The organism is Mesorhizobium sp. M0768 (genome assembly GCF_040320195.1).
Lineage (GTDB): Bacteria > Pseudomonadota > Alphaproteobacteria > Rhizobiales > Rhizobiaceae > Mesorhizobium.
Genome location: NZ_JAMYPD010000011.1, coordinates 90,270 through 115,058 on the forward strand (window position 1 = coordinate 90,270; position 24,789 = coordinate 115,058).

26 protein-coding genes and 6 pseudogenes are annotated in these 24,789 nt (G+C 62.2%); 21 read left to right on the forward strand and 11 right to left on the reverse strand.

Features of this window, described 5'->3' with window-relative positions; genetic code table 11:
* The first annotated feature begins 55 nt into the window (after positions 1-55).
* Genes NKI08_RS16500 through lpxK form a run of 4 tightly spaced genes read left to right on the forward strand, consistent with a single transcriptional unit; the run spans position 56 to position 3,429 of the window.
* Positions 56-301 carry a DUF4170 domain-containing protein gene (locus tag NKI08_RS16500; RefSeq protein WP_023674378.1) on the forward strand — a complete coding sequence of 82 codons (246 nt, stop codon included), beginning with the start codon at positions 56-58 and terminating at the stop codon, positions 299-301.
* Positions 302-306: 5 nt separating this feature from the next.
* Complete coding sequence (locus tag NKI08_RS16505) at positions 307-1,086, forward strand: lysophospholipid acyltransferase family protein (RefSeq protein ID WP_352770891.1); 780 nt, start codon at positions 307-309, stop codon at positions 1,084-1,086.
* A complete protein-coding gene (waaA, locus tag NKI08_RS16510) occupies positions 1,083-2,399 on the forward strand; it encodes a lipid IV(A) 3-deoxy-D-manno-octulosonic acid transferase (RefSeq protein ID WP_352770893.1) in 1,317 nt (438 codons plus the stop codon). The genes NKI08_RS16505 and waaA overlap by 4 nt, the downstream gene beginning before the upstream one ends.
* A 1-nt stretch (position 2,400) precedes the next feature.
* On the forward strand, positions 2,401-3,429 hold the full coding sequence (gene lpxK / locus NKI08_RS16515) for a tetraacyldisaccharide 4'-kinase (RefSeq protein ID WP_352685490.1): 1,029 nt from the start codon (positions 2,401-2,403) through the stop codon (positions 3,427-3,429).
* 246 nt (positions 3,430-3,675) lie between these two features.
* On the opposite strand, the gene NKI08_RS16520 is transcribed toward lpxK, so the two are convergent.
* Complete coding sequence (locus NKI08_RS16520; protein WP_031211156.1) at positions 3,676-3,909, reverse strand: DUF2093 domain-containing protein; 234 nt, start codon at positions 3,907-3,909, stop codon at positions 3,676-3,678.
* A 223-nt stretch (positions 3,910-4,132) separates the two neighbouring features.
* Positions 4,133-5,059 (reverse strand): LysR substrate-binding domain-containing protein, encoded by a 927-nt coding sequence (locus NKI08_RS16525; RefSeq protein ID WP_352770896.1) that lies wholly within the window; start codon positions 5,057-5,059, stop codon positions 4,133-4,135.
* Positions 5,060-5,149: 90 nt separating this feature from the next.
* Between NKI08_RS16525 and NKI08_RS16530 the strand changes: the two genes are divergently transcribed.
* A complete protein-coding gene (locus tag NKI08_RS16530) occupies positions 5,150-6,043 on the forward strand; it encodes a DMT family transporter (RefSeq protein WP_352474383.1) in 894 nt (297 codons plus the stop codon).
* 205 nt (positions 6,044-6,248) lie between these two features.
* On the opposite strand, the gene mutL is transcribed toward NKI08_RS16530, so the two are convergent.
* Positions 6,249-8,099: a DNA mismatch repair endonuclease MutL gene (mutL, locus tag NKI08_RS16535; RefSeq protein WP_352770898.1), complete on the reverse strand. Its 1,851-nt coding sequence runs from the start codon at positions 8,097-8,099 to the stop codon at positions 6,249-6,251.
* A 562-nt stretch (positions 8,100-8,661) separates the two neighbouring features.
* Between mutL and NKI08_RS16540 the strand changes: the two genes are divergently transcribed.
* The 5 genes and pseudogenes from NKI08_RS16540 to NKI08_RS16560 all read left to right on the forward strand — a co-directional run bounded on the left by NKI08_RS16540 (position 8,662) and on the right by NKI08_RS16560 (position 11,763).
* The gene (locus NKI08_RS16540; RefSeq protein WP_352770901.1) at positions 8,662-9,684 is read left to right on the forward strand and encodes an IS110 family RNA-guided transposase; all 1,023 of its coding nucleotides are present in this window, start codon (positions 8,662-8,664) and stop codon (positions 9,682-9,684) included.
* Between the two features lie 419 nt (positions 9,685-10,103).
* A complete protein-coding gene (locus NKI08_RS16545) occupies positions 10,104-10,397 on the forward strand; it encodes a colicin D domain-containing protein (protein WP_352770903.1) in 294 nt (97 codons plus the stop codon).
* Positions 10,390-10,632 (forward strand): colicin immunity domain-containing protein, encoded by a 243-nt coding sequence (locus tag NKI08_RS16550; protein WP_352770905.1) that lies wholly within the window; start codon positions 10,390-10,392, stop codon positions 10,630-10,632. The genes NKI08_RS16545 and NKI08_RS16550 overlap by 8 nt, the downstream gene beginning before the upstream one ends.
* Positions 10,633-10,704: 72 nt before the next feature.
* Positions 10,705-11,208 (forward strand): annotated as a pseudogene (locus tag NKI08_RS16555) (transposase); the annotation flags it as partial.
* 369 nt (positions 11,209-11,577) lie between these two features.
* Positions 11,578-11,763, forward strand: a complete 186-nt coding sequence (locus NKI08_RS16560) for a hypothetical protein (RefSeq protein WP_352770907.1) — start codon at positions 11,578-11,580, stop codon at positions 11,761-11,763.
* Positions 11,764-12,088: 325 nt separating this feature from the next.
* Here the strand turns inward: NKI08_RS16560 and NKI08_RS16565 are convergent, their stop codons facing one another.
* Positions 12,089-12,352, reverse strand: coding sequence for a BrnA antitoxin family protein (locus tag NKI08_RS16565; protein WP_352472951.1), 264 nt, complete (start codon positions 12,350-12,352; stop codon positions 12,089-12,091).
* Between the two features lie 491 nt (positions 12,353-12,843).
* Positions 12,844-13,056, reverse strand: a complete 213-nt coding sequence (locus tag NKI08_RS16570; RefSeq protein ID WP_031194806.1) for a cold-shock protein — start codon at positions 13,054-13,056, stop codon at positions 12,844-12,846.
* Between the two features lie 522 nt (positions 13,057-13,578).
* Here NKI08_RS16570 and NKI08_RS16575 point away from each other — a divergent pair.
* On the forward strand, positions 13,579-14,451 hold the full coding sequence (locus tag NKI08_RS16575; protein ID WP_352472952.1) for a ferritin-like domain-containing protein: 873 nt from the start codon (positions 13,579-13,581) through the stop codon (positions 14,449-14,451).
* A 353-nt stretch (positions 14,452-14,804) separates the two neighbouring features.
* On the opposite strand, the gene soxR is transcribed toward NKI08_RS16575, so the two are convergent.
* Complete coding sequence (gene soxR / locus NKI08_RS16580; protein WP_502899618.1) at positions 14,805-15,230, reverse strand: redox-sensitive transcriptional activator SoxR; 426 nt, start codon at positions 15,228-15,230, stop codon at positions 14,805-14,807.
* Between the two features lie 94 nt (positions 15,231-15,324).
* Between soxR and NKI08_RS16585 the strand changes: the two genes are divergently transcribed.
* The 4 genes and pseudogenes from NKI08_RS16585 to NKI08_RS16600 form a co-directional block, all read left to right on the forward strand.
* Positions 15,325-16,047, forward strand: a complete 723-nt coding sequence (locus NKI08_RS16585; protein ID WP_352770912.1) for an SDR family NAD(P)-dependent oxidoreductase — start codon at positions 15,325-15,327, stop codon at positions 16,045-16,047.
* Positions 16,044-17,168, forward strand: coding sequence for an S-adenosylmethionine:tRNA ribosyltransferase-isomerase (locus NKI08_RS16590; protein WP_352770914.1), 1,125 nt, complete (start codon positions 16,044-16,046; stop codon positions 17,166-17,168). Before NKI08_RS16585 ends, NKI08_RS16590 begins: the two co-directional genes overlap by 4 nt.
* Positions 17,102-17,653: pseudogene (locus tag NKI08_RS16595) on the forward strand (type IV secretory system conjugative DNA transfer family protein); the annotation flags it as partial. The gene NKI08_RS16590 and the pseudogene NKI08_RS16595, both read left to right, overlap by 67 nt.
* Before the next feature lie 10 nt (positions 17,654-17,663).
* A pseudogene (locus NKI08_RS16600) lies at positions 17,664-17,924 on the forward strand (CopG family transcriptional regulator); the annotation flags it as partial.
* Positions 17,925-17,995: 71 nt separating this feature from the next.
* Here the strand turns inward: NKI08_RS16600 and NKI08_RS16605 are convergent.
* A pseudogene (locus NKI08_RS16605) lies at positions 17,996-18,621 on the reverse strand (OB-fold nucleic acid binding domain-containing protein); the annotation flags it as partial.
* On the opposite strand from NKI08_RS16605, the pseudogene NKI08_RS16610 reads away from it, so the two are divergent.
* The 4 genes and pseudogenes from NKI08_RS16610 to NKI08_RS16625 all read left to right on the forward strand — a co-directional run.
* Positions 18,622-18,735: pseudogene (locus tag NKI08_RS16610) on the forward strand (elongation factor P); the annotation flags it as partial.
* Positions 18,736-18,967: 232 nt separating this feature from the next.
* The gene (locus NKI08_RS16615; RefSeq protein ID WP_352770916.1) at positions 18,968-20,008 is read left to right on the forward strand and encodes a glycosyltransferase family 2 protein; all 1,041 of its coding nucleotides are present in this window, start codon (positions 18,968-18,970) and stop codon (positions 20,006-20,008) included.
* A complete protein-coding gene (locus NKI08_RS16620) occupies positions 19,983-20,675 on the forward strand; it encodes a class I SAM-dependent methyltransferase (protein ID WP_352770918.1) in 693 nt (230 codons plus the stop codon). Before NKI08_RS16615 ends, NKI08_RS16620 begins: the two co-directional genes overlap by 26 nt.
* Positions 20,653-21,108, forward strand: a complete 456-nt coding sequence (locus tag NKI08_RS16625) for a GtrA family protein (protein WP_352770920.1) — start codon at positions 20,653-20,655, stop codon at positions 21,106-21,108. Before NKI08_RS16620 ends, NKI08_RS16625 begins: the two co-directional genes overlap by 23 nt.
* On the opposite strand, the gene NKI08_RS16630 is transcribed toward NKI08_RS16625, so the two are convergent.
* The 4 genes and pseudogenes from NKI08_RS16630 to NKI08_RS16645 form a co-directional block, all read right to left on the reverse strand.
* Positions 21,105-21,737: a hypothetical protein gene (locus tag NKI08_RS16630; protein ID WP_352770922.1), complete on the reverse strand. Its 633-nt coding sequence runs from the start codon at positions 21,735-21,737 to the stop codon at positions 21,105-21,107. The two genes, NKI08_RS16625 and NKI08_RS16630, sit on opposite strands and share 4 nt — an antisense overlap.
* Positions 21,724-22,881, reverse strand: coding sequence for a putative hexosyltransferase (locus tag NKI08_RS16635; protein WP_352770924.1), 1,158 nt, complete (start codon positions 22,879-22,881; stop codon positions 21,724-21,726). Before NKI08_RS16635 ends, NKI08_RS16630 begins: the two co-directional genes overlap by 14 nt.
* A gap of 101 nt (positions 22,882-22,982) precedes the next feature.
* Positions 22,983-23,075, reverse strand: a complete 93-nt coding sequence (locus NKI08_RS16640) for a hypothetical protein (RefSeq protein WP_352542336.1) — start codon at positions 23,073-23,075, stop codon at positions 22,983-22,985.
* 2 nt (positions 23,076-23,077) lie between these two features.
* Positions 23,078-23,197: pseudogene (locus tag NKI08_RS16645) on the reverse strand (phosphatidate cytidylyltransferase); the annotation flags it as partial.
* A 336-nt stretch (positions 23,198-23,533) separates the two neighbouring features.
* Here NKI08_RS16645 and NKI08_RS16650 point away from each other — a divergent pair.
* The gene (locus tag NKI08_RS16650) at positions 23,534-24,139 is read left to right on the forward strand and encodes a cupin domain-containing protein (protein WP_352770926.1); all 606 of its coding nucleotides are present in this window, start codon (positions 23,534-23,536) and stop codon (positions 24,137-24,139) included.
* Positions 24,129-24,617: a hypothetical protein gene (locus tag NKI08_RS16655; RefSeq protein WP_352503494.1), complete on the forward strand. Its 489-nt coding sequence runs from the start codon at positions 24,129-24,131 to the stop codon at positions 24,615-24,617. The genes NKI08_RS16650 and NKI08_RS16655 overlap by 11 nt, the downstream gene beginning before the upstream one ends.
* Positions 24,618-24,789 lie beyond the last annotated feature (172 nt).

Genomic DNA, 24,789 nt, shown 5'->3' on the forward strand with positions numbered 1-24,789 from the left:
AGTCGGCGGCTTTGGTCTAGACCTGTCCCAAACTCACGATATGTGAAGGATCGACATGGCCGCTGAAGACGGAAAGAAGCAGCTTTTGCACCTGGTGTTCGGCGGCGAACTCAAGAAGCTGGGCGGCACCGAATTCCGCGATCTCGACGCGCTCGATATTGTCGGCATCTATCCGGACTACCAATCGGCGCACGCCGTCTGGAAGGCCAAGGCGCAAGCTAGCGTCGACAATGCCCATATGCGCTATTTCGTCGTTCACCTGCACCGCCTCCTCGACCCCGAAAACAAGGCTGTCGGTTGACATCGATGAACCATGAAGCGGTCAAGCGATCAGCCCCGCGGTCGGCGGTCAGACGTCGCAAGCCGAAGACGTTCTGGCGCAAGATCCGCGAACCGCTGGCGCAGTCGCGATTCGTCAAGAATGCGCTTGCCGCGCTGTTTGCGTATTTCGTCCGCCTTGTCCGCTTGACCAACCGCATGGTCGACGGATCGGCCAGGTTTTCCGGCGGCGCCTATGCGCAGCTCGAGCCTGGCATCATCGCGCTCTGGCACGGCCAGCACCTGCTGACCCCGGCCTACTATCCCAAGGGACGGCCGCTGGTTGCCATGGTATCGCGCAGCGCCGATGCCGAGCTCAACGCGCTGATGGTCGAGAAATTCGGCATCGAGGCGGTGCGCGGCTCTGGCGGGCGCGAAAGCGCAAGGCATCTCGACAAGGGTGGGGCCAAGGCGCTCATCGCCCTCAAAAAGTCGCTCGCCACCGGCAAGAATGTCGCCATGATTGCTGATATTCCCCACGGCACGCCGCGCGATGCCGGGCTCGGCGTCGTCCTTCTGGCGCGGCTGTCCGGCCGGCCGATCCTGCCTGCCGCGATAGCCACCAGCCGCCGCAAGGTGATCGAGGGCAGCTGGGACAAGACGACGATCAACCTGCCCTTCGGCCGCTCCTCGATCGTCGTCGGCACGCCTGTCTTCGTGCCGGCCAACGCCGACGCCGTGGAAATGGAACGCAAGCGCCAGGAGGTTACGGCCTCGCTCAATGCCGCGACCGCCGAGGCCTATCGCCTTGTGGACGGTTCGAAATGAGTGTGCGCTGGGCGCGCGCCTTCCTGACCGCATACCGTTTCGCGGGGGCGGCCGCCTACCCGTTGGCCGGGCCTTATGTCGCCTGGCGCACTTCCAGAGGCAAGGAGGATCGCATTCGCCGGCGCGAACGCTACGGCGTCGCCGGACGCGAGCGCCCCGAAGGCCCGGTGATCTGGATCCATGCAGCCAGCGTCGGCGAGACCATCGCCGTCGTGCCGCTGGTCGAGAGCATTCTCGATTACGGCGTCAACATCGTGCTGACGACGGGCACGGTCACCTCGGCGCAGGTCGCCGAAGAACGGCTGGGCGACCGCATCATCCACCAATATGTGCCGCTCGACCTCAAGCCGGCGGTCAGCCGCTTCCTCGACCATTGGCAGCCGGACCTGGCGATCATCGCCGAATCGGAGATCTGGCCGATGACCATCCTGGAACTCGGCGCCCGCCGCGTGCCGCAGGTTCTGGTCAACGGCAGGCTGTCCGACCGCTCCTTCAAGTCCTGGAAGAAGCGCGCCAACATTGCCGAAGCATTGTTCGACAATCTCGCCCATGTCGTCGCCCAGTCGGACCTCGATGGCGAGCGCTTCCTTTCGCTCGGCGCCCGGCCGGTCACTGTATCCGGTAATCTCAAGGTCGACACCGCGCCGCCGCCGGCCGACGAGCGGGCACTGGCGGCGCTGAAACGCCAGATCGGCGGCCGCCCGACCTGGGCGGCGATCTCGACCCATGACGGCGAAGAGGCGGTCGCCGCCGAAGTTCACGCCATGCTGCACAAGCGCCACCACGGGCTTTTAACGATCATCGTGCCGCGCCATCCCGATCGCGCCGGGCAGCTGGCCGCCCAGATTTCCGGCATGGGCCTGAAGCTGGCGCAGCGCAGCAAGGGCGACAGGATCACCGCCGACACCGATATTCTGCTCGGCGACACGATCGGCGAGATGGGGCTTTATCTGAGGCTGACGGAAATTGCCTTTGTCGGCCGTTCGCTGACTTCCGAGGGCGGCCAGAACCCGCTGGAACCAGCCATGCTGGAGACGGCGGTGCTTGCCGGCCGCAACGTCCAGAATTTTCGCGAGGCCTATCAGCGCCTGCTCGATAGCGGCGGCGCCAAGCTGGTGCGCGACCGCGATATGCTGGCCGGCGCCGTTAATTTCCTTTTGACCAACGAGGCGGCCCGCCATGAGATGATGGCGGCGGGTGCGGCGACGGTCGACGAGATGCGCGGTGCGCTGGCGCATACGCTCAGGTCACTCGAGCCCTATATCCAGCCGCTGGTCGTCAAGTCGCGCCTGAAGGGCGCGAACGGGCGCTGACGTGACCTCGGAAGCGCCGCCCTTCTGGTGGGAAGAGCCGGACTGGCGGGTCACGGCGCTGTCGCCGCTCTCCGCCGTCTATGCGCTTGTCGCCGGTCGCCGCATGCGGCACGCGCCGCGTGAAAAGGTCGAGGCGCCGGTGCTCTGCGTCGGCAACTTCACCGTCGGCGGCACCGGCAAGACGCCGGTGGCGATCGCGCTGGCCGAGCAGGCCAGGCGCATGCAGCTTAATCCGGGTTTCCTGTCGCGCGGCCATGGCGGCTCCTTCGCGCAGCCGCATATCGTCGATCCGCACCACGATGCCGCCAAGCATGTCGGCGACGAGCCGCTGCTTCTGGCCGAACACGCCCCGGTCGCGGTGACGCCGAACCGGGCCGCCGGCGCCAGGCTTCTGCTGGAGAAGCTCGGCTGCGATTTCCTGATCATGGATGACGGTTTTCAGAGCGCGCGCATCCACATCGACTATGCGCTCGTCGTCGTCGACGCGCGACATGGCATCGGCAATGGCCGCGTCATCCCCGGCGGGCCGCTGCGGGCAAAGATCGTCGACCAATTGGTCTTCACCAGCGCCTTGCTGAAGATGGGCGAGGGCACCGCGGCCGACACGGTCGTGCGCCAGGCAGCGCGCGCCGGCAGGCCGATCTTCGAGGCGCACACTGCCCCGAGCAGCAAGGTGACGCTGGCCGGCAGGCGTTTCCTGGCGTTCGCCGGCATTGGCCATCCCGACAGGTTTTTCGACACTGTCCGCGAGGCCGGCGGCGAGCTTGCGCTGACCAAATCGTTTCCTGACCATCATTTCTATGGGGAGGACGAACTTGCCGAATTGGCGGCGACGGCGCGTAAAGCCGGGCTTGGCCTCATTACCACCGCCAAGGACGCTGCCCGCCTGCGTCACGGCGCGGCGCCGCCGGAATTCCTCGACGGGCTCGATGTGCTGGAGATCGACACCGTCTTCGAGCTCGACCATGTGCCGCAACGCATCATCGACGAGACGCTGGACGCCTGGCGGCAGCGCCGGCTTAAAGGCTGACCAGAAGCTTGAGCACCGAGGCAATGCGGGACTGGAATTTGCAGCTTTCCGCCGGTCGAACGTATTTTGTTCTTGCTTTGTGCCGGCAGCTATGCTAGTAATTTGGGTATAGTGATGATTCGCCGGTGACCCGCCCTCGAGGCGGGTTTTTTACTTCAAGATAGCCTCTAAGGTTTCGGTGTTGCCGGCCTGACATCGCGGCAGAGGGCGCAGGATCGCAACGGGGCGGCTTCCATTTGCGCTGGACTAGCGTCGGCGGCGCAGTTCCGGATGCGCTTCGATCTCGCGGCGCAGCGAGGCAGCGGCGTTCACATAGGGTTCCTGCCTGGCGACACTCCAATATTTAAGCTCGTCGAGCGGGATGCTCTCGCCGGTCACCGCGCAGCGTACGAAGGCGCCGGGGCTGGTCACCTGGAAGTCGCCGTCGAGATAGCGGATGCGGGCTTCCTTGCCGCCGGGTCCTTCGAAACGGTTCATCATGGGGTGGTGCCGAAATTCATGACGATGTCATCGCCACAAATTGCGGCGAGGTCAAGCTCGGTTGGCCTCGCCTGGTTCTGTTTCTGGTGACACTTGCTCGAACAAGCCGGCAAAGCGGATGCCAATGCATGTCGCGCAAAAGTGTGCAGCGGTTTTGCGCGACATGCATAAACACAAGAACCTGAAGCGCGTCGCATGAGGCCGGTCGAACGCGACGCGCTTCTCATTCCTCGGCGGTGATAAACTGCTCGATCTTCTTCGCTGGCAGCCCGGCCTGGACCGCGATGCGCCGGGCGAGTTCGGCGGCGGCGGCGCGCGGGCGCCCCAGCGGCCGGTCGAGCCAGTAAGATATCGGGCTTAGCGCACTGCGCTCGTCTACGGCGACGATGCGGCCCGATTTCAATTGGTCCACCGTCAACGGCGGACGTGCCAGCGCAATACCGAGCCCGTGCGCGGCGGCGTCGAGCACGAGGTTGTAGTCCTCGAAACGGCGGTCGTGCGGCCGCGGCCGATAGTCCATCTCCTGCGCCGCAAACCAGGCGCGCCAGGCTGAAGCGTCGGAATCATTGATCAGCGGAAATTCGAGCAGTCGGGCGGGATCTCCGCGACCGATCTCCCTGGCCAGTCCCGGCGAGGCGACCGGGAACACATATTCTTCGAAAAGCTGCACCGAGATCCGGCCCGGAATGCGACCGCGCCCGCAGCGGATCGACAGGTCGATGCCCTCGTCGGCAAGATCGCCTTGGCGGATGTCGACGTCGAGCACGATACGCAGCTTGGACGGGTGGTTCTCCAGCGCCGCCATGCGCGGCATCAGCCACAGCCCGCTGACCGAGGGGATCGAGGTCAGCCGCACCACCGCCGTGCCGCGCGGCTCGACCCAGCGATCCGAATTGCTGGCGATCAGGGCAAAGGCTTCGGTGGTGCGCAGATGCAGGCGGTTGCCCTCGATGGTCAGCGAGACGCCGCGCGCGCCGCGATCGAAGACTTTCAGCCCAAGCCAGCCCTCGAGCTTGGCGATCTGCCGACTGACGGCGCCGTGGGTGATGTTGAGCTTCTCGGCCGCCGCCGAAAAGCTGCCGGTCCGAGCCGCGGCGTCGAAGGCGCGCAGCGTTTCGAGCGGCAGCATCGGGTCTAAGCTGTGATCCATAGTCACAGGTGATCCTCGATTTGTTCGTTTGTCAACCGACCCGCAATGGCGTTTCTCTACTTCATGGCATTGGATCGCGAGGACACCCAGATGAGCGCTTACACCGGCACGTTGAATACGACACAGCGCATGGATGCCACGGCTGCCATCGCGGTGGCGCTGACGGTGGTCGGCTGGGCCTCCGCCTTTCCGGCGATCCGCGCCGGCCTTGCCGCTTTCGGGCCGCTGGAACTTGGCGCGCTGCGCTTTGCCATCGCCGCGGTTCCGGCGGCGATCTTCCTCGCGGTCAAGCGGCCGGCGCTGCCCAGGCTCGATGAACTCTGGCGCTTTGTCTTCGGTGGTGCCGTCTTCGTCGCGCTCTACACGGTGATGCTCAATTTCGGCGAGCTGACCGTTTCGGCCGGTGCGGCCGGCTTCATCATCAATGTCAGCCCGATCTTCACCGCCATCATGGCCATGGCGCTGCTCGGCGAACGCTTCTCGGGCCTCGCCTGGGCCGGCACATTCCTGTCCTTCGCCGGTATCGGGATCATCGCCATGGGCGAGGGGCAAGGGCTGCATTTCAACAATGGTGCGCTGCTTGTCCTCGGCTCGGCGCTGTGCTCGGCCGTCAACACCATCGTCCAGAAGCCGCTGTTTGCCCACCATCACCCGCTGACGATCTCGGCCTCGAACATGGTGCTTGGCGCGCTCTGCCTGTCGCCGTTCCTGCCGAGCGGTCTGGCGCAGGCGGCGGTCGCCGACACCGCCGGGCTCGGCGCCGTCATCTTTCTCGGCATCGTACCCAGCCTGATCGCCTACGCTGCCTGGGCAACAGCGCTTTCCCGCCTGCCCGCGGCGCGTGCCTCGAACTTCCTCTATCTGGTGTCGCCGATGGCGACGCTGATCGGCTTCTTCTGGCTGGGCGAGGTGCCGACGCTGCTTGGCATCTTCGGCGGCGCGCTGGCGCTGGGCGGCGTCATCGTGGTGAATTTGAAGAGGTGAGCAAAGGGTTTGGGGCTGTGCCTGACTCGAAAAGAGCCGCTGTACAGCGGCTCTTTTCGTACCCCCACCCCGCTGCTTCGCAGCGACCCTCCCCATAAGGGGGAGGGTAAGCTCCTCGCGAGGCGTCGGCGGCTGGGCTCCCTACCTCCCCCTTGTGGGGAGGTCGGACCGAAGGTCCAGGTGGGGGCTGCGCCCTGCGAGTTTCTTATCGCCGCCCGAACAACCGCTCGATATCCGCCAGTTTGAGCTCGATGTAGGTCGGGCGGCCATGGTTGCAGGTGCCGGAGCCCGGCGTCGCCTCCATCTGCCGCAGCAGCGCATTCATCTCTTCCGGTTTGAGCAGGCGGCCGGAACGCACCGAGCCGTGGCAGGCCATGGTCGCGGCTATCCTGTCCAGCCGCTCCTTCAGCGTGTCGACCGTATCGTTGTCGGCGATCTCGTCGGCGAGGTCGCGCACCAGCTGCTGGACGTTGGTCTCGCCGAGCATCGACGGCGTCTCGCGCACCGCGACGGCACCGGGGCCGAAGCGCTCGATGCCGAGGCCGAAGCGGGCCAGCGTCTCGGAATGCCTGGCAAGCCGCTCGGCATCCTCTTCCGACAGATCGACAATCTCGGGCAACAGCAGCATCTGCGACGGCACCGCGCGTGAGTGGAGGGCGTTCTTCAAGGCCTCGTAGACCAGCCGCTCATGCGCCGCATGCTGGTCGACGATGACAAGAGAATCCCTGGTCTGGGCGACGATATAATTCTCGTGCACTTGCGCGCGCGCCGCGCCCAGCGCCGTGCCGAGCAGCGTTTCCGCCGCTTCGTTTTGCCCGGCGCGCGCATCGGCGCTGTGCAGCGGCCCGGCGTCGAAGGCCGCCTGCTCGTCCTCGCCGAACCCGTCGCCCATCTCGAGCGGCCGCTGTGGCGAACGGCCAGGATCGAACCCGGCAAAGCCTGAGGCCCGGTAAGCGGCCTCGTAGCTGCGGTGACCGTTGGCCGGCCCGCCATGCGCATAGGATGCCGCGCCTGGCCGGAACGCCGCCATCATGCCGGCGGCCCCTGTGGTGGCGGGGCGGATGCCGGCATTGGCCAGCGCTTCGCGAATGGCGCCGACGATCAGCCCGCGCACCAGCCCCGGGTCGCGGAAGCGCACGTCTGCCTTGGCCGGATGGACGTTGACGTCGACGATCGCCGGATCGAGCGTCAGGAACAGCACGGTGACGGCATGGCGGTCGCGCGGCAGCACGTCGGCGAAGGCGCCACGAATGGCGCCGGCGATCAGTTTGTCACGCACCGGACGGCCGTTGACATAGGCGTATTGCTGCAGCGCGTTGGCGCGGGTGAAGGAGGGGACCGAGACATGGCCGGCGAGATGCACGCCGTCCCGCATCGCGTCGATGGCGATCGCATTGTCCGGAAAGTCGGCGCCCATCACCTGCGCCACCCGGCGCAGCCGGCCTTCCGGGCTGTCGTCGGTCGCCGGCAGTTCCAGCGTCGAGCGGTCCGGGCCGGCCAGGGTGAAGCGCACGGCGGGAAAGGCGATGGCGATGCGCTTGACCACGTCGCCGATGGCCGTGCTTTCGGCGCGCTCGCCCTTCATGAATTTGAGCCTTGCGGGCGTGGCGAAGAACAGGTCGCGCACCTCGACCGTGGTTCCGCGATTGGCCGCCGCCGGCCTGACCGCGGAGACGCGGCCGCCGTCGATGCCGATCTCGGCGGCGTTTTCACTGGACGCGGTGCGCGAGCGGATCGACAGCCGCGCCACCGAGCCGATCGACGGCAAAGCCTCGCCGCGAAAGCCGAGCGAGCGGATGTCGTGAATGTCGTCGGCGAGCTTGGAGGTGCAATGGCGCGCAATCGCCAGCGCCAGTTCCTTTTCCGGAATGCCCGAGCCGTCGTCGCTGACGCGGATCAGGTTCAGCCCGCCGCCGGCGGTGACGATCTCGACTCTCGCAGCACCGGCATCGAGCGCGTTCTCGACCAGTTCCTTGACCACGCTTGCCGGACGCTCGATGACTTCGCCGGCGGCGATCTGGTTGATCATCGTTTCGGAAAGCTGGCGGATCGGCATGGGGCACTATAGGCGGATTCGTGGTCGATGCGGGAGGGGGAGAATAGCGTTGACCGTTGCAAGGCAGTGAGACTGCTCCGTTGCTCCGCCAGAGGGGGTGCTGTCCCGCCACGATATAGAGATAGGAATATTGTTGAAGTGAATGGGCTTGGCCCCCAATTGACTTATTAGAATTAGTCGGGCGAAGGCCAAAATCCGAAGCGAATGGCCGTTGGAGGCGACATTTGGACGTCATCCTAGATTACTTGATGGTAAAGTTCGCTCGATGAATACAGCGTCGAAAGAGTCGTATTGCGAGAATAATTTGGTTTACTATTTGGACGGTTATTTCGATTTGCTAGCAGTTTTTCTATTTTACCTCCTGTATATTCGAAACCTGACCATATAGTTTCGTGTTTCTACCACTGCGCCGCAGGTGCCGCCGCAGGCTTGATCGCGGACACCCTCGATGCGGATCTCGGGGGCACTGTCGCGATAGTGATGGGGTGGACGCCCCCTCGACGGCATCGATGTGCCAGAATGGTGGTGTTTGACAGCCACCGTAAGAGAGGGAGCGTCCACAATGGAAGTTAACACGATCGGATTGGACCTAGCGAAGAATGTGTTTCAGGCGCATGGAGCCGATGCGGCGGGCGCCATTGTTTTCCGCAAGCAACTGCGACGCGACAAGGTGCTTGCGTTTCTCGCTGGGCAGCCGGCCTGCTTGGTCGCCATGGAGGCCTGTTCTGGGGCGCATCACTGGGCGCGCGAGATCGGCAAGCTCGGGCACACCGTTCGTCTGATCCCGCCATCCTGTGTGAAGCCTTTCGTGAAGCGGCAGAAGAACGACGCCGCCGATGCCGAGGCGATCTGCGAGGCCGCGCAGCGGCCGACCATGCGCTTTGTCGCCGTGAAGAGTGAGGAGGAGCAGGCGAGTGCGGCCGTATTCCGGGCTCGTGATCTGCTGGTGCGGCAGCGCACCCAGACGATCAACGCCTTGCGCGGCCATCTTGCAGAATATGGACTGGTCGTTGCCCAGGGCCCTTCACATACTGCCAAGCTGATGGAAAAGGTAGAGGATCCTGAGGGCGATCTGCCAGAAGCAGCCCGCCTGGCCCTCACCGTGCTGGTCGATACGCTGAGATCGCTGGAGGAAAGGATCAAGCAGCTCGATGCCGAGATTGCACGGCGTGCCCGAGAGGATGAAGACGTGCGGCGGTTGGCAACAATCCCCGGCGTTGGTCCGATAACGGCAACGGCTCTGGTTGCACTGGCGCCTTGCGCCGCAATCTTCCGAAAGGGGCGCGACTTCGCCGCTTGGCTGGGCCTGACGCCGCTGCAACGCTCAACCGGCGGTAAACAGAAGCTCGGTGCAACATCGAAGATGGGCGAGCGTACTTTGCGTCGCCTGCTTATCATCGGAGCGAGCGCTGTCGTGCGTCATGCTCGTCGGCGAGGCATTCGGGAAGGATCGTGGCTTGGGCGCATGCTCGCCCGCAAGCCGCCAATGCTTGTGGTCGTCGCTCTTGCCAACAAGATGGCCCGCATCGTCTGGGCGCTCATGGCAAGAGGTGGGACCTACAGGGCTCCGGCCGTGGCAGCATAGCAGCTCGGTCTGAGGTCGTCGCAGGTGTAGGAAGGTCACACGGAGAGGTATGGCGCGACAGTCGATGAGAGACGGATCGGAAAAACCAGTTCAGCACAGAGCGCTTCGAGCGCGCGGTAGTGATATGGATCCGATCGGCGAACTCCCATACGGGCCGGCGGCAAATGGAAGGCCGCATCAGAGGCCGGACAGATGTCAGCACCCGACTACGCGCCGCTATACTGCCTTTCGAAGATTCTTCTTGCGCTCACGGGGGCGTCCACAGATGTGCTGAAGGTTCTGCAAAAAGTTTTGGAGAGAGAACGGGGCTTGCTCTGAGGGGCGAGCGGCCATGGCACGGTGGTGACGTTGCGACTACCTATTCCCGTGGAAGGGGAGTGCCATGACCAATCGAGAAATTAGACTGAGCAGAGGGCGAGTTGAAAGCGTTGCTGTCGTCGGATGAGGACGGCTTTCGCAAGGTCTTGCAGATTGTGGTGCAGGAGGCTTTGGAGGCCGAGATGACGCAGGCCATCCAAGGAGCTTATCAAGGGCAATCAGTAACGCACTTCGTCGACCCGCAAACCGGCTTGAATGTCATTCGCGATAGTTCAGGAAATCTCCTGTCTGGATGGAAGCTCAGTCCCAAGCAGTTAGAATATGTCTTGACGACCGGAAAAAACTGGGAGGCGGACTATGAGCAGCGTATCTGGCGAATATCGTGCGTTGGTTGAAACCTTTCTCGCAAGGGAAATAGATGCTCCTAAGTTGGTAGAAATTTACTTAAAGAAATTTAAGGATGAGACGCGAGCCATCCCAGAGCAGGAGTTTAAGGTGATAGATGAGATCTTTGCTGACATTGACTCATACACTTCCGATATCAGCTTGATTAGAGAGAATCCTAGATTCTATGTTGACGAAGCACAACTGAGAGTAAAAGTTGCGGAGGCCCTAGACCGGCTCCCATGAGGCTTACCGGGATAACCGAAAGCAATTATCTCAATCCCGCTCTACAGCGGCGCGAGTTCGTGACAGAGCTCAAGCGGGCTCAGGGCGGCAATCCGCGAAGTGCTGCCCGAAGCGGTCTGGCAGCGCTGCTACGTGCACTTCCTCAGAAACGCGCTCGACTACGTGCCGCGCAAGGTCGACGACGATTGCCTGATGGAGCTCAGATGGTTCTACGACCGGCGCGACCTTGCCGAGGTCAAACGCGACCTGGCGCAGTGGATCGCCAAATGGCAGGCCAAATACCCGAAGCTGGTCAACTGGGTGGAAGATAACATCGAGGAGACGCTGAGCTTCTATCGGCTGCCGCTAGCTCACCACAAGCACATGAAGTCGACGAACATGCTGGAGCGGCTGAACCAGGAGATCAAGCGGCGCACCCTGGTCGTTCGCATCTTCCCCAACCCGCGGAGTTGTCTGCGGCTGGTTCGGGCGCTGGCGGTGGAGATCCACGAGAACTGGCTCGAGGCGACCCGCTATCTCAACATGGATCATCTGCGCGAGCACAAGAAGGAGAGCCTGAGGGCCTTGGCCGCCTGAGCACCGTCATGTGTCCGCCGCTCCGCTAAACACGGGGGCTGCGCGGCGGACACGCCGACGTCACCGCAATGCCACGCCATTTTGCAGAACTTGACGCACACAACTGGTGATTGGAATAGTCGCGAGCTGATGGCCTAGCCAGAAATGACGCTCAAACAGTCCCAGAAATTGTATCTGCGCAGCTAGGGCCCCTTCCTGTGCTGGTGGGATCCGCCCGCCAAATCGAGGAGTGGCGGGCGGATTCTCATTTGCAGCTGCTGAGTGAGCAGGAAGACGGAAATTAAATAGAACGAGACAACCAAGCCGACGTCGACCGGGCCCCCCTTTCGATCGATGCGTTTTTGAGGTGGAACGTTTCGCGCGGGAAAATTGCATTTCACCAAGTCAAACCAGCAAGTGATTAAAAAGATCGGCAACGACCGCCAGACCCTCACCAAGGCAGTGAAAAGCTGCGGGATCACCATTGAAAAACCCGCCGCACTCCAACCAAGAGTTGGGGATTGCATATCCGGCCTCATGTTCGCTTTTTACACACCGTTGACTCGTGCATCCTGACGGGCACTACACTTGATCCATCGGCTCCTACAGCGACGGTCTTCTGAAGCTTGGGGGGTTAAATGCCTTTCAAACGGGCCGGTCTATACCCATCCAATCAGGACCTTTGCCAACGCGTTTTGGACCAACTCTGCAGTGAGGAGAAGATCGCCCGGTCCTCCCAAGCTGGCTAAATGCTCGCAATGCAAATAGCATTGAGGGGTTCGGTCGCGGCTCGATGAAAAAATTCCAGGATATGCGTTGTCGGTTGTCCAAAAGATTCGCAACCGCTTAACCTTATGCTTCCGTTCAACTCCATCTGCGTCGCAGCTATGCACCCTGCCGATCAGTAGTCGTCCGATCGTTTGTCATCGGCATTGGTCGGTTCTTTGGAGATAGCGCGCCGCAAGGTGTCGTTGATCCGATCCTGCCAGCCCGGTCCATCTTCCTGGAAGTGGTCCAGCACGGCCCTATCGATCCTGATCGAAACAAGCTCTCTGATGTTTGGAGCCGACGGTTCGCGAACCGGCGCCGCCGGCTTTTTGATCGGCTTGAAGGCGGCTTCAGCGGCCGACATCGGATTTGTGGGTCGGCGTGGAGGATTTGCCATTTGATGATCCTGACTGGTCATAATGCTTGTCGAGCGGTTCAGTGCGAATGCGCATCATAACCATGTACCGCAGCCCACCGACAAAAAGCAAAAGGCCGGACTGTTGAGCCCGGCCCAAGTATGAAGGCAGCTTAAACCTCCAAAGCGGAACGCGCCGGACGAATGGCAGGAGAATCCGATGCGATGTCCATTGGGCCAACTCAGGCTATCCCCAATCACATTGCTGTGGGATGCAACAAGCTAAAGTGCTCTGCGGGGCAACGCCACGTGGCCCACTCTTACGCTGGAGGACGCAAACGCGAAAAACGCAGGAGGCTTCCCGCCTTCCGTTGCCCGACAAGCTGGTTCACACGATCGTTTCTGATGCGTTGCAGCAATCTACTGCCCAGGTCTCTCCATCACACCAAGCTCGCGCGCTTTTTACACGGCGGGGTCAGTACATTCGTGACTTGCCGCGCTCCTGCGGCTTTCGCCACGGCGCGCGAGAGAAATCAACCTGCTTTGCGGAGATTGCCAGCAGAAGACTTGCCGGTACGTCGGTCCTGCTCGATGTCGTAGTTGATCTTTTGGCCCTCAACGAGGTTCGACAAACCAGCGCGCTCGACGGCGGAGATGTGAACAAAAACGTCCTGACCGCCATCGTCGGGTTGGATAAACCCAAACCCTTTAGTGCTGTTGAACCACTTCACGGTTCCAGTTGCCATGTGCATATACTCCTTGTGACTTCCCAGCGTGTTTGATCGACGAAGAGGCCAGACCGGTTGATAAATAGACGCAGCAAAAGCGAGAAATCGCAAGGCCCGGATGGATCGACCAGAATACCAACTTCTCTCGGACGGCCCACTCGTCTCACAAGTCGACAGGAATTTTCCTTTCCGGCCTGAAGCTCCTCCAGTCATCCTTGCTGTCCTGGGTTATCACGGCCCGCTCGTTTCCCTCCGGCCCTTAGCTTGCCGACTTGCGTTTCGAGTTCTTGGTCGACCGTGCTGACGCGGGCACTATCCGGCTCATAATGTGTCACCTCAATGTCTAGAGTCGAGGCTTGGTCACAAATAGTCGATGCCAACTCCGACGTTACGCGCCCAAAAAGCCATTGATCCGGAGCACGACCCCTGCAAAGTCCGACCTTTAAAGGAACATTTCGCCTATGGCGGAGTTGGGCGCGTGGCCCGCGATCGGAGATCGGACGCCAACAGATGATGCCGGCGGGCTTTTGGGAGGAAGCCATGATACGTGCCATCCCTTCACTCCACCTTTCCCGTCGCCGCGCATTGCAATTTGGGCTGGGAGCCAGCCTCGCCGCCACAACGGGCCTGGCGCCGGTTTCTCGCGCCTATGCCAAGGAGGAAGTGCAGGACGAAGACATCTTCCGCTTTGCGCTCAACCTGGAATACATGGAGGCCGAATATTATCTTCGCGGCACCACCGGAAAAGGCATCGACGCTGCCGATGCCGGTTCCAAACCCGGCGATGTCGTCGGCGGAAAGAAAGTGTCCTTCGAGACACCCGCCATCGGCGAATTCATGCAAGAGGTTGCTGAAAACGAACTCGCGCATGTCCGGTTCTACCGCAAGACGCTTGCAAAGAACGCAGTCGACAGGCCGGCCATCGATTTCGATGCGGGGTTCAAGGCGGTTGCGGAGGCAGCGGGCCTCGGGCGGGACTTCGACCCCTTCGGCAACGAAACGAACTTCGTTCTCGGCGGCATGCTGTTCGAGGATGTCGGCGTCACCGCCTATGCCGGTGCCGCGACGGTTCTGAAGAACAAGGAGTTTCTCGCCGCCGCCGCCGGCATATTGGCGGTCGAGGCCTACCACATGGGAATGGCGCGCTCCACACTGTACCGGAAGGGAGAGAAAGCCTGGAAGGCCGCCAACGCCGTCTCGGACGCACGAGACAAGATCGACGGGCCGGAAGACAAGGACCAGGGCATCCAGGTGAATGGCAAGGCCAATTTCGTTCCCTCGACGCCCGACGCGATCGCGTTCACCAGGACGCCGCAGGAAGTGCTGCGGATCGTCTATCTCACCGATAAGGACGGCGTAAGCAAGGGCGGCTTCTATCCGGAAGGGATGAACGGAACCCTGAAGAGCACCTGAGTCGCTCGCGACAGGCGATCGCATCGCCGGAAGAGATGCAGCGGGCCTGCGGGCGGCACTGCTGGTACGGCTGCGCGACGATCACGAATCAAATCCGCCGCAGGAGTCTTGCGCTCCCGGTTGTCCATCCTAACGATGCAACCCCGCGGAGCGGGAGCGTTCCATCGCGTCGATTTGGAGCAGCTCTTGTTCTGACCCCTTGTTGACCGCGATTTTGAGACAGCAGGAGCTGTCCGGTTCAGCGCGATTCCTGAATTAACATCAGGGCCGCCGCGCCCTTACCTGGCAGCGTCTCGCACTTGGCGAAGTCTTGCGCTGCCGAGTTCTGCAATAGGGACAGGCACGCTGCCAAATCACCCCAGCCAATACCTCGGCCCCGGCCCCTTGCGTCCTGCCATATCGGCAGGGTTCGCAAGGCTACACCGGTCCATCGACAGGCAGCCGCAACCGATGCACTCGGTAAGCCCCGACCTCAGGCGCTGCAACTCGGCGATGCGCTGGTCTATGCGCTTGGTCCACTGGCCCGACAACCGCGACCAATCCCGACGCGACGGCATGCGATCGGCTGGCAACTTGGCAAGCTCGGCGCCGATCTCCTCAAGCGTCAGCCCAATTCGCTGCGCGAAGACGATGAAGGCGATTCGGCGCAGCACGGATCGCGGGTAGCGTCTGTGTCCCGAGCCGGCCCGCTCGGACGCGATCAGCCCGCGCTCCTCGTAGAAGCGCAGGGCCGATGAGGCGACGCCGCTGCGCCGTGACACGTCGGTGATGGTCAACATGGAATCCATGCATGAACGAAAGCACAATTCCCGCTTGACTTCAAGTTAACTTGAACTTGTAGCAAGAGGCATACGGATTAAGGGAGCACTGGCAATGCAGACGAATATCGAACTTCAGGGACTTCGCGTGGCGGTCACGGGCGGCACGTCCGGCCTCGGACTGGCGCTTGTGCGGCAGCTTGCCGCACAGGGTGCGTGGGTCGCCTTCGTCGCCCGCACCGCCGCGAACGTCGCACGCATCGCTGACGAGACGGGCGCGCACGGCATTGTCGGCGACGTCGGCAAGAAAGAGGACACTTACTCGATCGCGCTACAGGTAACCGCGAGCCTCGGCGGGCTCGACGTCCTGATCAACAATGCCTCGAGCCTCGGCCCTGTCCCTCTGGCGCTCCTCGCCGATACTGAGTGCGAGGAGCTGGAAACGGCGCTCGCGGTCAACCTGGTCGGCGCGTTCCGGCTGACGAAGGCTCTTTTCGGTGCGCTTGCGGCGTCCGCGCGCGGCGGCCGTGGCGCGCTGGTGATCAACCTTTCCAGCGACGCCGCGGTGAACGCCTATCCCGGCTGGGGAGCATACGGCGCGAGCAAGGCCGCTCTTGCCCATCTGACGGCGATTTGGGACGAGGAGGCGAAGGCAGACGGCATCCGGCTCCTCGCGCTTGACCCCGGCGATATGGACACCCCACTGCACGCGCTCGCGATCCCTGATGCTGATCCGGCGACCTTGAAGCGCCCCGAGAAGGCAGCTGCCGAGATCATCGAAAAGATGCTCGACGCGTTGCCTGTCCGCTCTACGCTTCTGGCCGGAGCACATGGATGATTGCCGCCGATCGTCCCGATCGGCGCTCCGCCAGGCTGTTCGTCGTCCAGGCGGACGGCACGATGCGCGACCTGCCGCGAGCTGGACTCGCGACGCTGTTCAACCCCGGCGATCTGGTCGTCGCCAATGACGCCGCGACCTTGCCTGCCAGCTTGCACGGCACGCATGTCCCAAGCGGTGAGGCGATCGAGATCCGCCTGGCGGGCTGGCTATCATTTCCCGATCCAACCCGATTCGTGGCGATTGCCTTCGGCTCGGGCGATCACCGCACGCGCACGGAAGACCGGCTGCCTCCACCTCCGCTGTCACCAGGCGATCGCCTCCGGCTCGGCTCGCTTGACGCCGTCGTCGAGCGCCTTCTCGACCATCCACGCCTTCTCGAGTTGCACTTCCCAGGCAATCGCGCAGCGGTGCTTGCAGGACTGGCGCAGCACGGCCGGCCGATCCAATACGCGCATGTTCCCGAGCCGTTGGCACTGTGGGATGTTTGGACGAAGATTGCCGCCGGGCCGGTCGCGTTCGAGGCGCCATCGGCAGGCTTCGCGCTCGACTGGCGCACGCTCCAAGCCTGGCGTCGGCACGACGTTGGCTTTGCAACACTCACGCATGCTGCGGGCGTCTCTTCTACCGGCGATCCCGCGCTCGACTCGCGCCTTCCCTTCGACGAGCCATACCGCATCCCTGGGCACACCGCGGCGCAGGTCGCGTGGGCGAAGCTGCGCGGCAGCCGGATCATTGCGATCGGCACGAGCGTAGTGCGCGCACTTGAGGCAGCCGCCAATCCCGGCGGCAATGCGCGTGCCGGAAATGGCATTGCGACAGGGCGCATCGCGCGGGGCACGCGGCTTCGCGTGGTCGATGCGGTTCTCACGGGCGTCCACCAGCCCGGCGAAAGCCATTTCGAGCTCCTGCGCGCCTTTGCCGACGATGCTCTGCTCGCCAAGGCCTCCGCAGCCTTCATCGCGTATCGATACCGCGCGCATGAATTCGGCGATTCCATGCTGCTCAATCGCCAACCGCTGCTTCTATCGCGCGAGCGGAACCGCGCCGAGGTGCTCCCGAGATGCGCGCCATGCGCAACTATGCGGGCCATCGGCTCTCGCCCTGGCTTGGCCATCTGATGGTGTCGCGCTCCGAGACCGCCAGACCGTTGCTGATCCGGGCGAGATCATGCAGCTCCCGCCCGCCGACGAGATCGTCATGGTGGCGGCTACGCCGCCGATCCGCGCGAAGAAGGCGCGCTACGAGGATCGCCGTTTCAAGGACCGGATCATGGCGCCGCCGGTGCTTACCAGGCCGGCACAGCCGGGCCCGGACGACTGGAGCCCGGCTGCCGCTTCGGGCCAGGCCGGCGAGCATCGTGTCGGCCGACGCAGCCGGCGCCGCAGACATCGGCGACGAAGATCCAACGGGATCGGAACGGCGTCAACAGCCCGAGCTGAACCGCGCCGCGCCGGTGGAGAAGAGGGCGCCGATCGAGAACGATTTCGACGGCGGCTTCGATGACGAGGTCGATGACGACACTGCGCGGATCAGCCGCGGCAACCAGATTATGCAGGGCATGGCCCGCCAGGTCTCGCTCGATCCGAACGACGCCATGGAGCTGCGAGGCGCCCGTGGCCAATCCGTCGAAGAAGCAGCGCCTGTCGGTCTGTCTCGAACCCGAGGTGATGAAGGCGCTCGCGGCCCACGCGGCACGACGTGACCAATCGCGCACGCTGATTGCAGAGGCGGCCATCGCATCCTTCCTGTCGCCGGACGCCGCCGAGCGACAACAGGCCGCGACGACCAAGCGCCTCGACCAGCTCGATCGCCGCATGCCGCTCATGGAGCGCGATGTCGGCATCTCGGTCGAGATGCTCGCCGTTTTCGTGCGTCATGCGGGCCAGACTACCACATGATGACGATATATCCGCTGCAGCTTCTATCGGAAATCCCGCGTCTTCACCTAGATGCCGTCGATGTGCTCGTATGGATCGACGATGTTTCGGCCCTTCGGCAGGCTCCGCGGATCGACACCCGGCGCGCCGTAATGGGCTTCGTCACCGCGGCCATGCGGCACGGGAAACGGCGTCTCGCGGTTTCCCAGACTGGCCAGCTCGGCCGGCAGTTCGATCAACTGATGGGAGACGAGATGCACCACCTCCCCTTCCCGCTGGATGCGGCCGCGCACGCCGAGCATGGCCGACGAAAGAAGCACGCGACGGAACTTCTCGAATACCTTGACCCAGACGACGACGTTGGCGGCGCCCGTCTCATCCTCCACGGTGAGGAACATGACGCCTTTGGCCGAGCCTGGCCGTTGCCGGACCAAAACCAGGCCGGCAGCCTCGAGCCAGCTTCTGTCTCGCGCCTGCATGGCCTCCTGACAGGTCACGATGCTGCGCCGGCGAAGATCGGCACGCAGAAACGACGCCGGATGGCTGCGCAAGGTCAGCCCGACATGGCCATAATCCTCGACAACGTCGCGGCCGGCCGTCATGGGCCTGAGCGCAACAACAGGCTGGTGGATCTCGGGCAAAGTCTTCTTCTTACGGCAAGCAGCGGCCGCAACAGCGGCAGAGGTTCGTCGCGAAACCGGCAACGCTGTCCAACGGCGTGCGCGCGCTGGTACCGCTATACATCAGCGCCGGCACCCGCGTCGTGGTGATGACTGCCGATGGCGCCTACGTGGAGCGCGCGAAGGAGGGCGTGCAGCGATCTTCAGGGCGGTCAAACAGCTTTGTGCTGGCGTATCACCAGACGAACCTCGCTGGCGACCTATCGAGTTCGCGCCTCGGCGCGGACGCTCATCTCTCACTGAGAACCGGCATTTAATCAAGAACTAGCTAAATTAGCAGTTTCTTGCACACCTTTGGAACTTTGTAGCTTTCGTTACATTTTCAACCGCATGCGAGACTCTGTGGTCCACGGCCCTGGAATGACGGTGAACAGATCACCGCCTCGCTACTCGCTCGTCCTGCCCATATACAATGAAGAACAGGTGCTGCCTCGGCTGATCGAGCGGATCAGTTCGCTTATCGACCGGCTGGACGGCGAAACCGAGACCATCTTCGTCGATGATGGAAGCCTCGATGGAAGCGTCGAATACCTCCAAAAAGTGGTTGCCGCCGAGCCGCGCTTTCGGCTGATCGAATTTTCCCGCAATTTCGGCCACCAAGTGGCGATTACCGCCGGTATGGACGCCGCTGCGGGCGATGCCGTCATCGTCATGGATGCCGACCTGCAGGATCCGCCGGAAGTCGTTCTCGATCTGGTGGCCAAGTGGAAGGAAGGCTTCGAGATCGTCTATGCCCGCCGGGTCAAGCGCGAGGGCGAATCCTGGTTCAAGCGCTTTACGGCAAGTCTTTTCTATCGCCTGCTGGAGAAAATGACGTCGGTCGATATTCCGCGCGACGTCGGCGACTTCCGCCTGGTCGGCCGCAAGCCGCTGGAAACCTTCAAGCGTATGCCCGAACATGACCGCTTCGTCAGGGGCATGTTCGGCTGGATGGGCTTCAAGCAAACGACCGTGCCATTTGAGCGCCACGCGCGAACCCTGGGCCAGACCAAATACCCATTCTGGAAGATGGTGCACCTTGCGGTTCACGGCATCGTCAGTTTCTCCGAGAAGCCCTTACGCCTGGCGCTCTGGGGCGGATTGGCCATTTCCGCGCTTGCGGTGGTCTTTGGCGCCTATGCCATCTTTGCCTCGTTTTTTGAAACCGGCATCATTGCCGGGTGGACATCCATGGTGGTGATCGTGTCGCTCCTGTGCGGCATCAATCTTTTCATGACCGGTGTGGTCGGGCTCTACGTTGGCAGCATCCACGCCGAGGTGAAACGCCGCCCGCTTTATGTGATTAATCGGCTCACCGGCTTCGACGAGGCGATGCGTACCGTCTCTGGTGAGCGCCGCCTATCGTTTCACAAGCCCAGGAGTGGAGTCCCCGCCAATGGCCGAACTCTTCGACAGCTATAATTCCAACTATGGCGAGGCGGTCGAAGGGTCCATCCGGTTTTCCGGACTCAGGCACGACTTCTTCCTTGTCGCCAAGGCGGACCTGCTGCGGCGTCTGGTGGTCGAGCGAAAGCTTCGGCAGGATGGCTCGGCTGTAAGGGCGCTGGATGTCGGCTGCGGCGTCGGTTCGCTCCACCGCTATCTCGACGGCGCTTTCGACAGCCTCGATGGCTGCGACGTCTCGCAAGACTCGATTTTGCGCGCCAGCCAACACAATCCGCGTGTGGCCTACAGGACCTGCAGCACGCAGGGGCTGCCTTATGAGGACGGCACGTTCGATCTGGCTTTCGCCAGTTGCGTCGTCCATCACGTTCCGCCCTCCTCCTGGCTCGATTTCTTCCTGAAAATGCGGCGCGTCGTGCGTCCAGGCGGGGTCGCCTGCATCATCGAGCACAATCCCTATAATCCGCTGACGCGCCTTGCGGTGTTCCGGTGTCCCTTCGATCACGACGCAGTCCTGCTCAAAGCCGCCAGAGCAAGGTCCCTCTTTCAGGAAACAGGCTTCAGCGACATCCGCTCCGAGCATTTTCTGCTGCTACCCTCGGCAAGGCCTTTCGCCAGAAGAGTCGAGCGCGCGCTCGCGTCGCTGCCGCTTGGAGCGCAGTATGCCTGCAGTGCGCAAGTCTGAGGGCCCCTCGACCAGCGACGCCGGCCTGAAACTGCTGGTGCGTTTCGGGTCGGTCGGCATCGCTGCAACGATCCTATATGCAGTGATGGCCACCGCTTTGGTCGAATGGCAACGGTTCGGCCTCTCGCCGGTCGGTGCCTCGCTCGCAGCTTATACCGCTGCCGCCCTGTTTTCTTATCTCGCGCATAAGTTCGTGACCTTCGCGTCGAGCGGATCGCATCGATCGGAGGCTCCGCGTTTTCTCTTGCTGACGGCAACCGGCTTCGCGGTGGCTTACGCGGCGCCGGCGCTTTTGACTGCGAAACTCAGTCTGCCGCCGATCATTGCCATCCTGGTTACATGCTTGCTTGTTCCAGCGGTCAATCTCCTCATGCTCGACCGCTGGGTTTTTGCGCAGCGAAGACGCGGCCAGCAGCGCGATCGCCCGCCCTAATCCGCGTCAATGGGATCGAGCCGGAGCGACAACAATTTGATGGAGCGCTTATAGATGTTGCTGGCGGCAGGAGTTTGCGGAATGCCGTCGAGGTAGTCGAAGGCAATGTCGAGTGTCTTGGCCTCGCCGAGAGCCGCCGGTGGAATGACGAACGAGACGGTGCGTGGCTCTTTGCCGGACAGCGTCACCGCATGCACCCGAACGCCGTTCACCGAGATCACAACCCTTTGCGTGATCTGTGGCGGACGAATGACGGCGGCCATTTGCAGCGTGGCAGTCAGGCCGTCGCGAAGCGGCAGTATGTCCAGGCGAAGCCGCGAGGTCTCGCCCAGCGAATGGGTGCCGTCGGCTACCGGCCCCGACCAGCCACAGACCATCATGCCGGTTGCCTTTTTGGCTCCGTCGGACCGGAACGACACCGTCTCGCCAAGTGTGTAGCTGCCGACCGCATCGCGATTGAGGCAGGTCGTCGTCCGGTCGATGTAATAGGCGCGATAGTCGGCATTGACGTCTGGATTGAGAGCAAGCGCAAGCATGATGATTTCTGTCCCGGCCAGAACCGCCGCCAGCGCGTAGCCACCAAATCTGGCCGCGCCCCAATACCGGCCCGAAATGTCAGACCAGGGCAAGATAACCCCCGATCCATGCGACGGTCATGAAATAGCAGGCGCCCAGGAAGAGACCCAGAGCCGCAAGAAAAGTCAGCTTCGACGCCGACAACAACGTGGTCAGCAACATTGTCAGAGGCGCAAGCCCAATGACGTATCTGACCATCGAGGCCAGGTTCGTGATCAGCGGCAGGATGATGCAGCAGGCGCAGAACAACGCGGCGCCATATTGCCTGCGAACCGCCAGAACCGCCGATAGCGCCAGTCCTATGAGTGCGGCGAGCGCGCTCCATTGCGGCGCCGTAGGCAGCCACCCAGTCGTCGGAACGGCCGAGAGTCCATCCCATATGAAGGCGAGCGGATTGCCCGCCACACGTCCAAACGCACGCTGGACGTGCAGGAAGGCAAAGCCGTCCCCGACCGTCAGATAGAGGAACAGGATGTAGGCGAACAAGCCGGCAGGCGAGATGAGAATTGCAACGAGCAGATCCGGTCGGCCAAGCACCCAACGTGGGAACGAAAGCGCCGATCCGCCCTTTGCGCGGTAATCCCTGAACATCTGAATGACGGTCGCAAATACAACAAGCACTCCGACGAGCCTGGTTGCCGACAGCAGAGCCGATGACAGCCCCGCGGTCAGATAGCTAGAGCGTTTGAGTGCCAGAAAAACGCACGACGTCAGGAGCACGAAAAGAGGTTCGGTCAGGAAAGTCGTGAAGTGAAAGGAGAACGGGCCGCTGAGCAGAAAGGCGCAATATAGCACATAAGCGCGCATGTTCTTCTCGAGCAGCGGCCACGCCACCAGACAGGCCGCGTAGCTGCACGCAACCGATGTGATCGACGCGAGCAGTATCGTCGGCAAAGGGAAAACAGACCGGATTGCCGCCACCAGCATCGGATAGAGTGGAAAGAAGCCCCAGCGTCCGACATTGCTCTGGTTTGGAATGGGAAAGCGCTCATAACCGTGTTCGGAAATGTCGACATACCACGCGCAATCCCACCGGCAGAGCGCCTGGGCATAGGCTGCGAAGCCTGGTTCCGCCGAGATCGAGGCAAATGCCGCATAGCGAATGGCCAGTCCACCGACGACGAATAGCAGCGGCACCACCACGACCGCAATAAAGCGGCCACCGGCGTTCGGACGCGCGACAGCTTCGAGCGCCACAATCTGCCTCCACCCGTTCAAGTGACTGGCGCCACTCAAAGCTAGATGACGCGCGCCCAGGCGAATTCAAGGCATGCAACGCGGCTCAGATGGCGATAGAGCTACCCCGCGCTTCTGAGCCAGACCAGCATCTCGCCGGGGTCGCGATTGTCCCAGGTAAAGTACGGCACGGCGGTGAGTTTCGCTTCCGCCACCGCGCCAGGAGATGCCGGCCGAACAGCTTGCCGAAGATAAATTGCAGCACGTCGCTGCCTTGCACGGTGATAATCAGGAAAGCGATCAGCAACAGGTTGCGGCCTTCGAAGCTTGGGCGATCCGGGTGAGGTGATCGATCATTCAACACAAGCGCGTTTCCGCTGAATCGGCGGCGGAAATTAGGTCGAAGGTATCGCCCGGGTCCTGGAATCCAAAAACCTGGAGGACGCGAATGCCTTCTGGCGCAGTACCGCCAAGACAATTCTCGTTCAACTCCGGCAGGCACCAACTGAGCGGCCGACATGCGGGCGCTTCTCTGAGTTTCAGTTCTCCTCGCGGGCCGCAGTTTAATAGCGGCCATTCGACAAAAGGAACAAAGTGCGGTGTCGCTGGTTGAGATTTGTTGAGACCAGAGCGGAGGCTTTCGCCGCTGTCTCATCCAGCGCAAGGATTCGCCGTGGGCATTCTCGAGAGCCTGAAGAAAGCTACCGAGCAGGCGACGGGTATCGCGCGACCGAGAAAGCAAGAACTCGCCGAATTCGTGAAGATGAAGAAGCCACTCGAATTTCGGTTCAAGGATGACGGCCTCGTGCCGAACCACCCCTTCTGGCCGTTTGTCGTCTGTCGCGGCGCCGTAAGGTCGGTGGAACAATTTGATTCCGCAGCCGTGCTGGAAGAGCTTTTCGAGGCCAATGGCTGGAGTAGCGGCTGGCGGGACGGCATCTACCACTACGTCCATTACCATTCCCGCAAAAATGAAGTGCTTGGGGTTGCGGGCGGCACCGGCAAGGTTCGGTTCGGGGGCAACAGGGGCCGTACATTGTCCTGGAAGGCCGGCGATATGGCAGTTCTTCCGGCCGGCACCGGTCACCAATGTTTCTCCGAGTCTGCTGGTTTCCTGGTGGTCGGCGCTTTTCCCGCATCCGACGCTTATGACGAATGCACGAGAGCCCAGGAACATGAGCGGGCATTACGAACGATTCCCACGTTGGCCGTCAACGCAAGGATCGGGTCTATGGGAGCAAAGCGCCGCTGGTGTCAGTGTGGAAAAAATGAAGCTTGAAGATGAAGTCCGCCACGTTTCCGAAGACTTGGACGATGATGTACTGAGTGACGCTGTGCGGGCGCTGCATCGTCGGGTGAAGATCGTTCATGATTTCGATATCCCCTACATTGCTGGATACAGCAAAGATGGCAGAACGATTTATATCGATCGCCATATGCCTCGCACTATGGATTGGAAATCGGCCAAGGTCCGGCTTGCCCCATTTCTGCTAACGCACGAAATCGTTGAAAAGGCGCTCCTAGACGAACTCGGGCTTCATTATCTGCACGCGCATCAAATCGCTCTTCGAGCCGAACGCGATGCAGTGAAGGCGGCGGGTGTTGGCTGGTCCGCTTACCAGGCCTTCAACAAAAAGAACGAAAAACCGATCTCCGAAGAGAAGCTCAAGAAGATCCCCAAGGATCTTGACCTGACGCCCTACCGCGACATGAGTGACTTTTCAACGCTCGAGCGTCTGCTGAAGGCGCAACGATAGTCGGACAAGCCAATGGTCCTCGCTTGCCAGTTCTATGACCGCCGCCTCGACAGTTCAGCATCGACGAGCTCGCGGCATGTGCAAATGAGCGCATCGACCCTGCACCATCGTTTTCGCCAGCTGCAGCTCGTTCGCATGGCGCTGCGTGCACCGAACTTTCGCGGCGGTCCCG

What these genes read in the sequence shown, in the direction of transcription:
- NKI08_RS16500 (WP_023674378.1), top strand. Translation starts at nt 56, where the DNA reads ATGGCCGCTGAAGACGGAAAGAAGCAGCTTTTGCACCTGGTGTTCGGC.
- NKI08_RS16505 (WP_352770891.1), top strand. Translation starts at nt 307, where the DNA reads ATGAACCATGAAGCGGTCAAGCGATCAGCCCCGCGGTCGGCGGTCAGA.
- waaA (WP_352770893.1), top strand. Translation starts at nt 1,083, where the DNA reads ATGAGTGTGCGCTGGGCGCGCGCCTTCCTGACCGCATACCGTTTCGCG.
- NKI08_RS16520 (WP_031211156.1), bottom strand. Translation starts at nt 3,909, where the DNA reads ATGATGAACCGTTTCGAAGGACCCGGCGGCAAGGAAGCCCGCATCCGC.
- NKI08_RS16525 (WP_352770896.1), bottom strand. Translation starts at nt 5,059, where the DNA reads ATGGATCACAGCTTAGACCCGATGCTGCCGCTCGAAACGCTGCGCGCC.
- NKI08_RS16530 (WP_352474383.1), top strand. Translation starts at nt 5,150, where the DNA reads ATGAGCGCTTACACCGGCACGTTGAATACGACACAGCGCATGGATGCC.
- mutL (WP_352770898.1), bottom strand. Translation starts at nt 8,099, where the DNA reads ATGCCGATCCGCCAGCTTTCCGAAACGATGATCAACCAGATCGCCGCC.
- NKI08_RS16540 (WP_352770901.1), top strand. Translation starts at nt 8,662, where the DNA reads ATGGAAGTTAACACGATCGGATTGGACCTAGCGAAGAATGTGTTTCAG.
- NKI08_RS16565 (WP_352472951.1), bottom strand. Translation starts at nt 12,352, where the DNA reads ATGGCAAATCCTCCACGCCGACCCACAAATCCGATGTCGGCCGCTGAA.
- NKI08_RS16570 (WP_031194806.1), bottom strand. Translation starts at nt 13,056, where the DNA reads ATGGCAACTGGAACCGTGAAGTGGTTCAACAGCACTAAAGGGTTTGGG.
- NKI08_RS16575 (WP_352472952.1), top strand. Translation starts at nt 13,579, where the DNA reads ATGATACGTGCCATCCCTTCACTCCACCTTTCCCGTCGCCGCGCATTG.
- soxR (WP_502899618.1), bottom strand. Translation starts at nt 15,230, where the DNA reads ATGTTGACCATCACCGACGTGTCACGGCGCAGCGGCGTCGCCTCATCG.
- NKI08_RS16585 (WP_352770912.1), top strand. Translation starts at nt 15,325, where the DNA reads ATGCAGACGAATATCGAACTTCAGGGACTTCGCGTGGCGGTCACGGGC.
- NKI08_RS16590 (WP_352770914.1), top strand. Translation starts at nt 16,044, where the DNA reads ATGATTGCCGCCGATCGTCCCGATCGGCGCTCCGCCAGGCTGTTCGTC.
- NKI08_RS16615 (WP_352770916.1), top strand. Translation starts at nt 18,968, where the DNA reads ATGACGGTGAACAGATCACCGCCTCGCTACTCGCTCGTCCTGCCCATA.
- NKI08_RS16620 (WP_352770918.1), top strand. Translation starts at nt 19,983, where the DNA reads ATGGCCGAACTCTTCGACAGCTATAATTCCAACTATGGCGAGGCGGTC.
- NKI08_RS16625 (WP_352770920.1), top strand. Translation starts at nt 20,653, where the DNA reads ATGCCTGCAGTGCGCAAGTCTGAGGGCCCCTCGACCAGCGACGCCGGC.
- NKI08_RS16655 (WP_352503494.1), top strand. Translation starts at nt 24,129, where the DNA reads ATGAAGCTTGAAGATGAAGTCCGCCACGTTTCCGAAGACTTGGACGAT.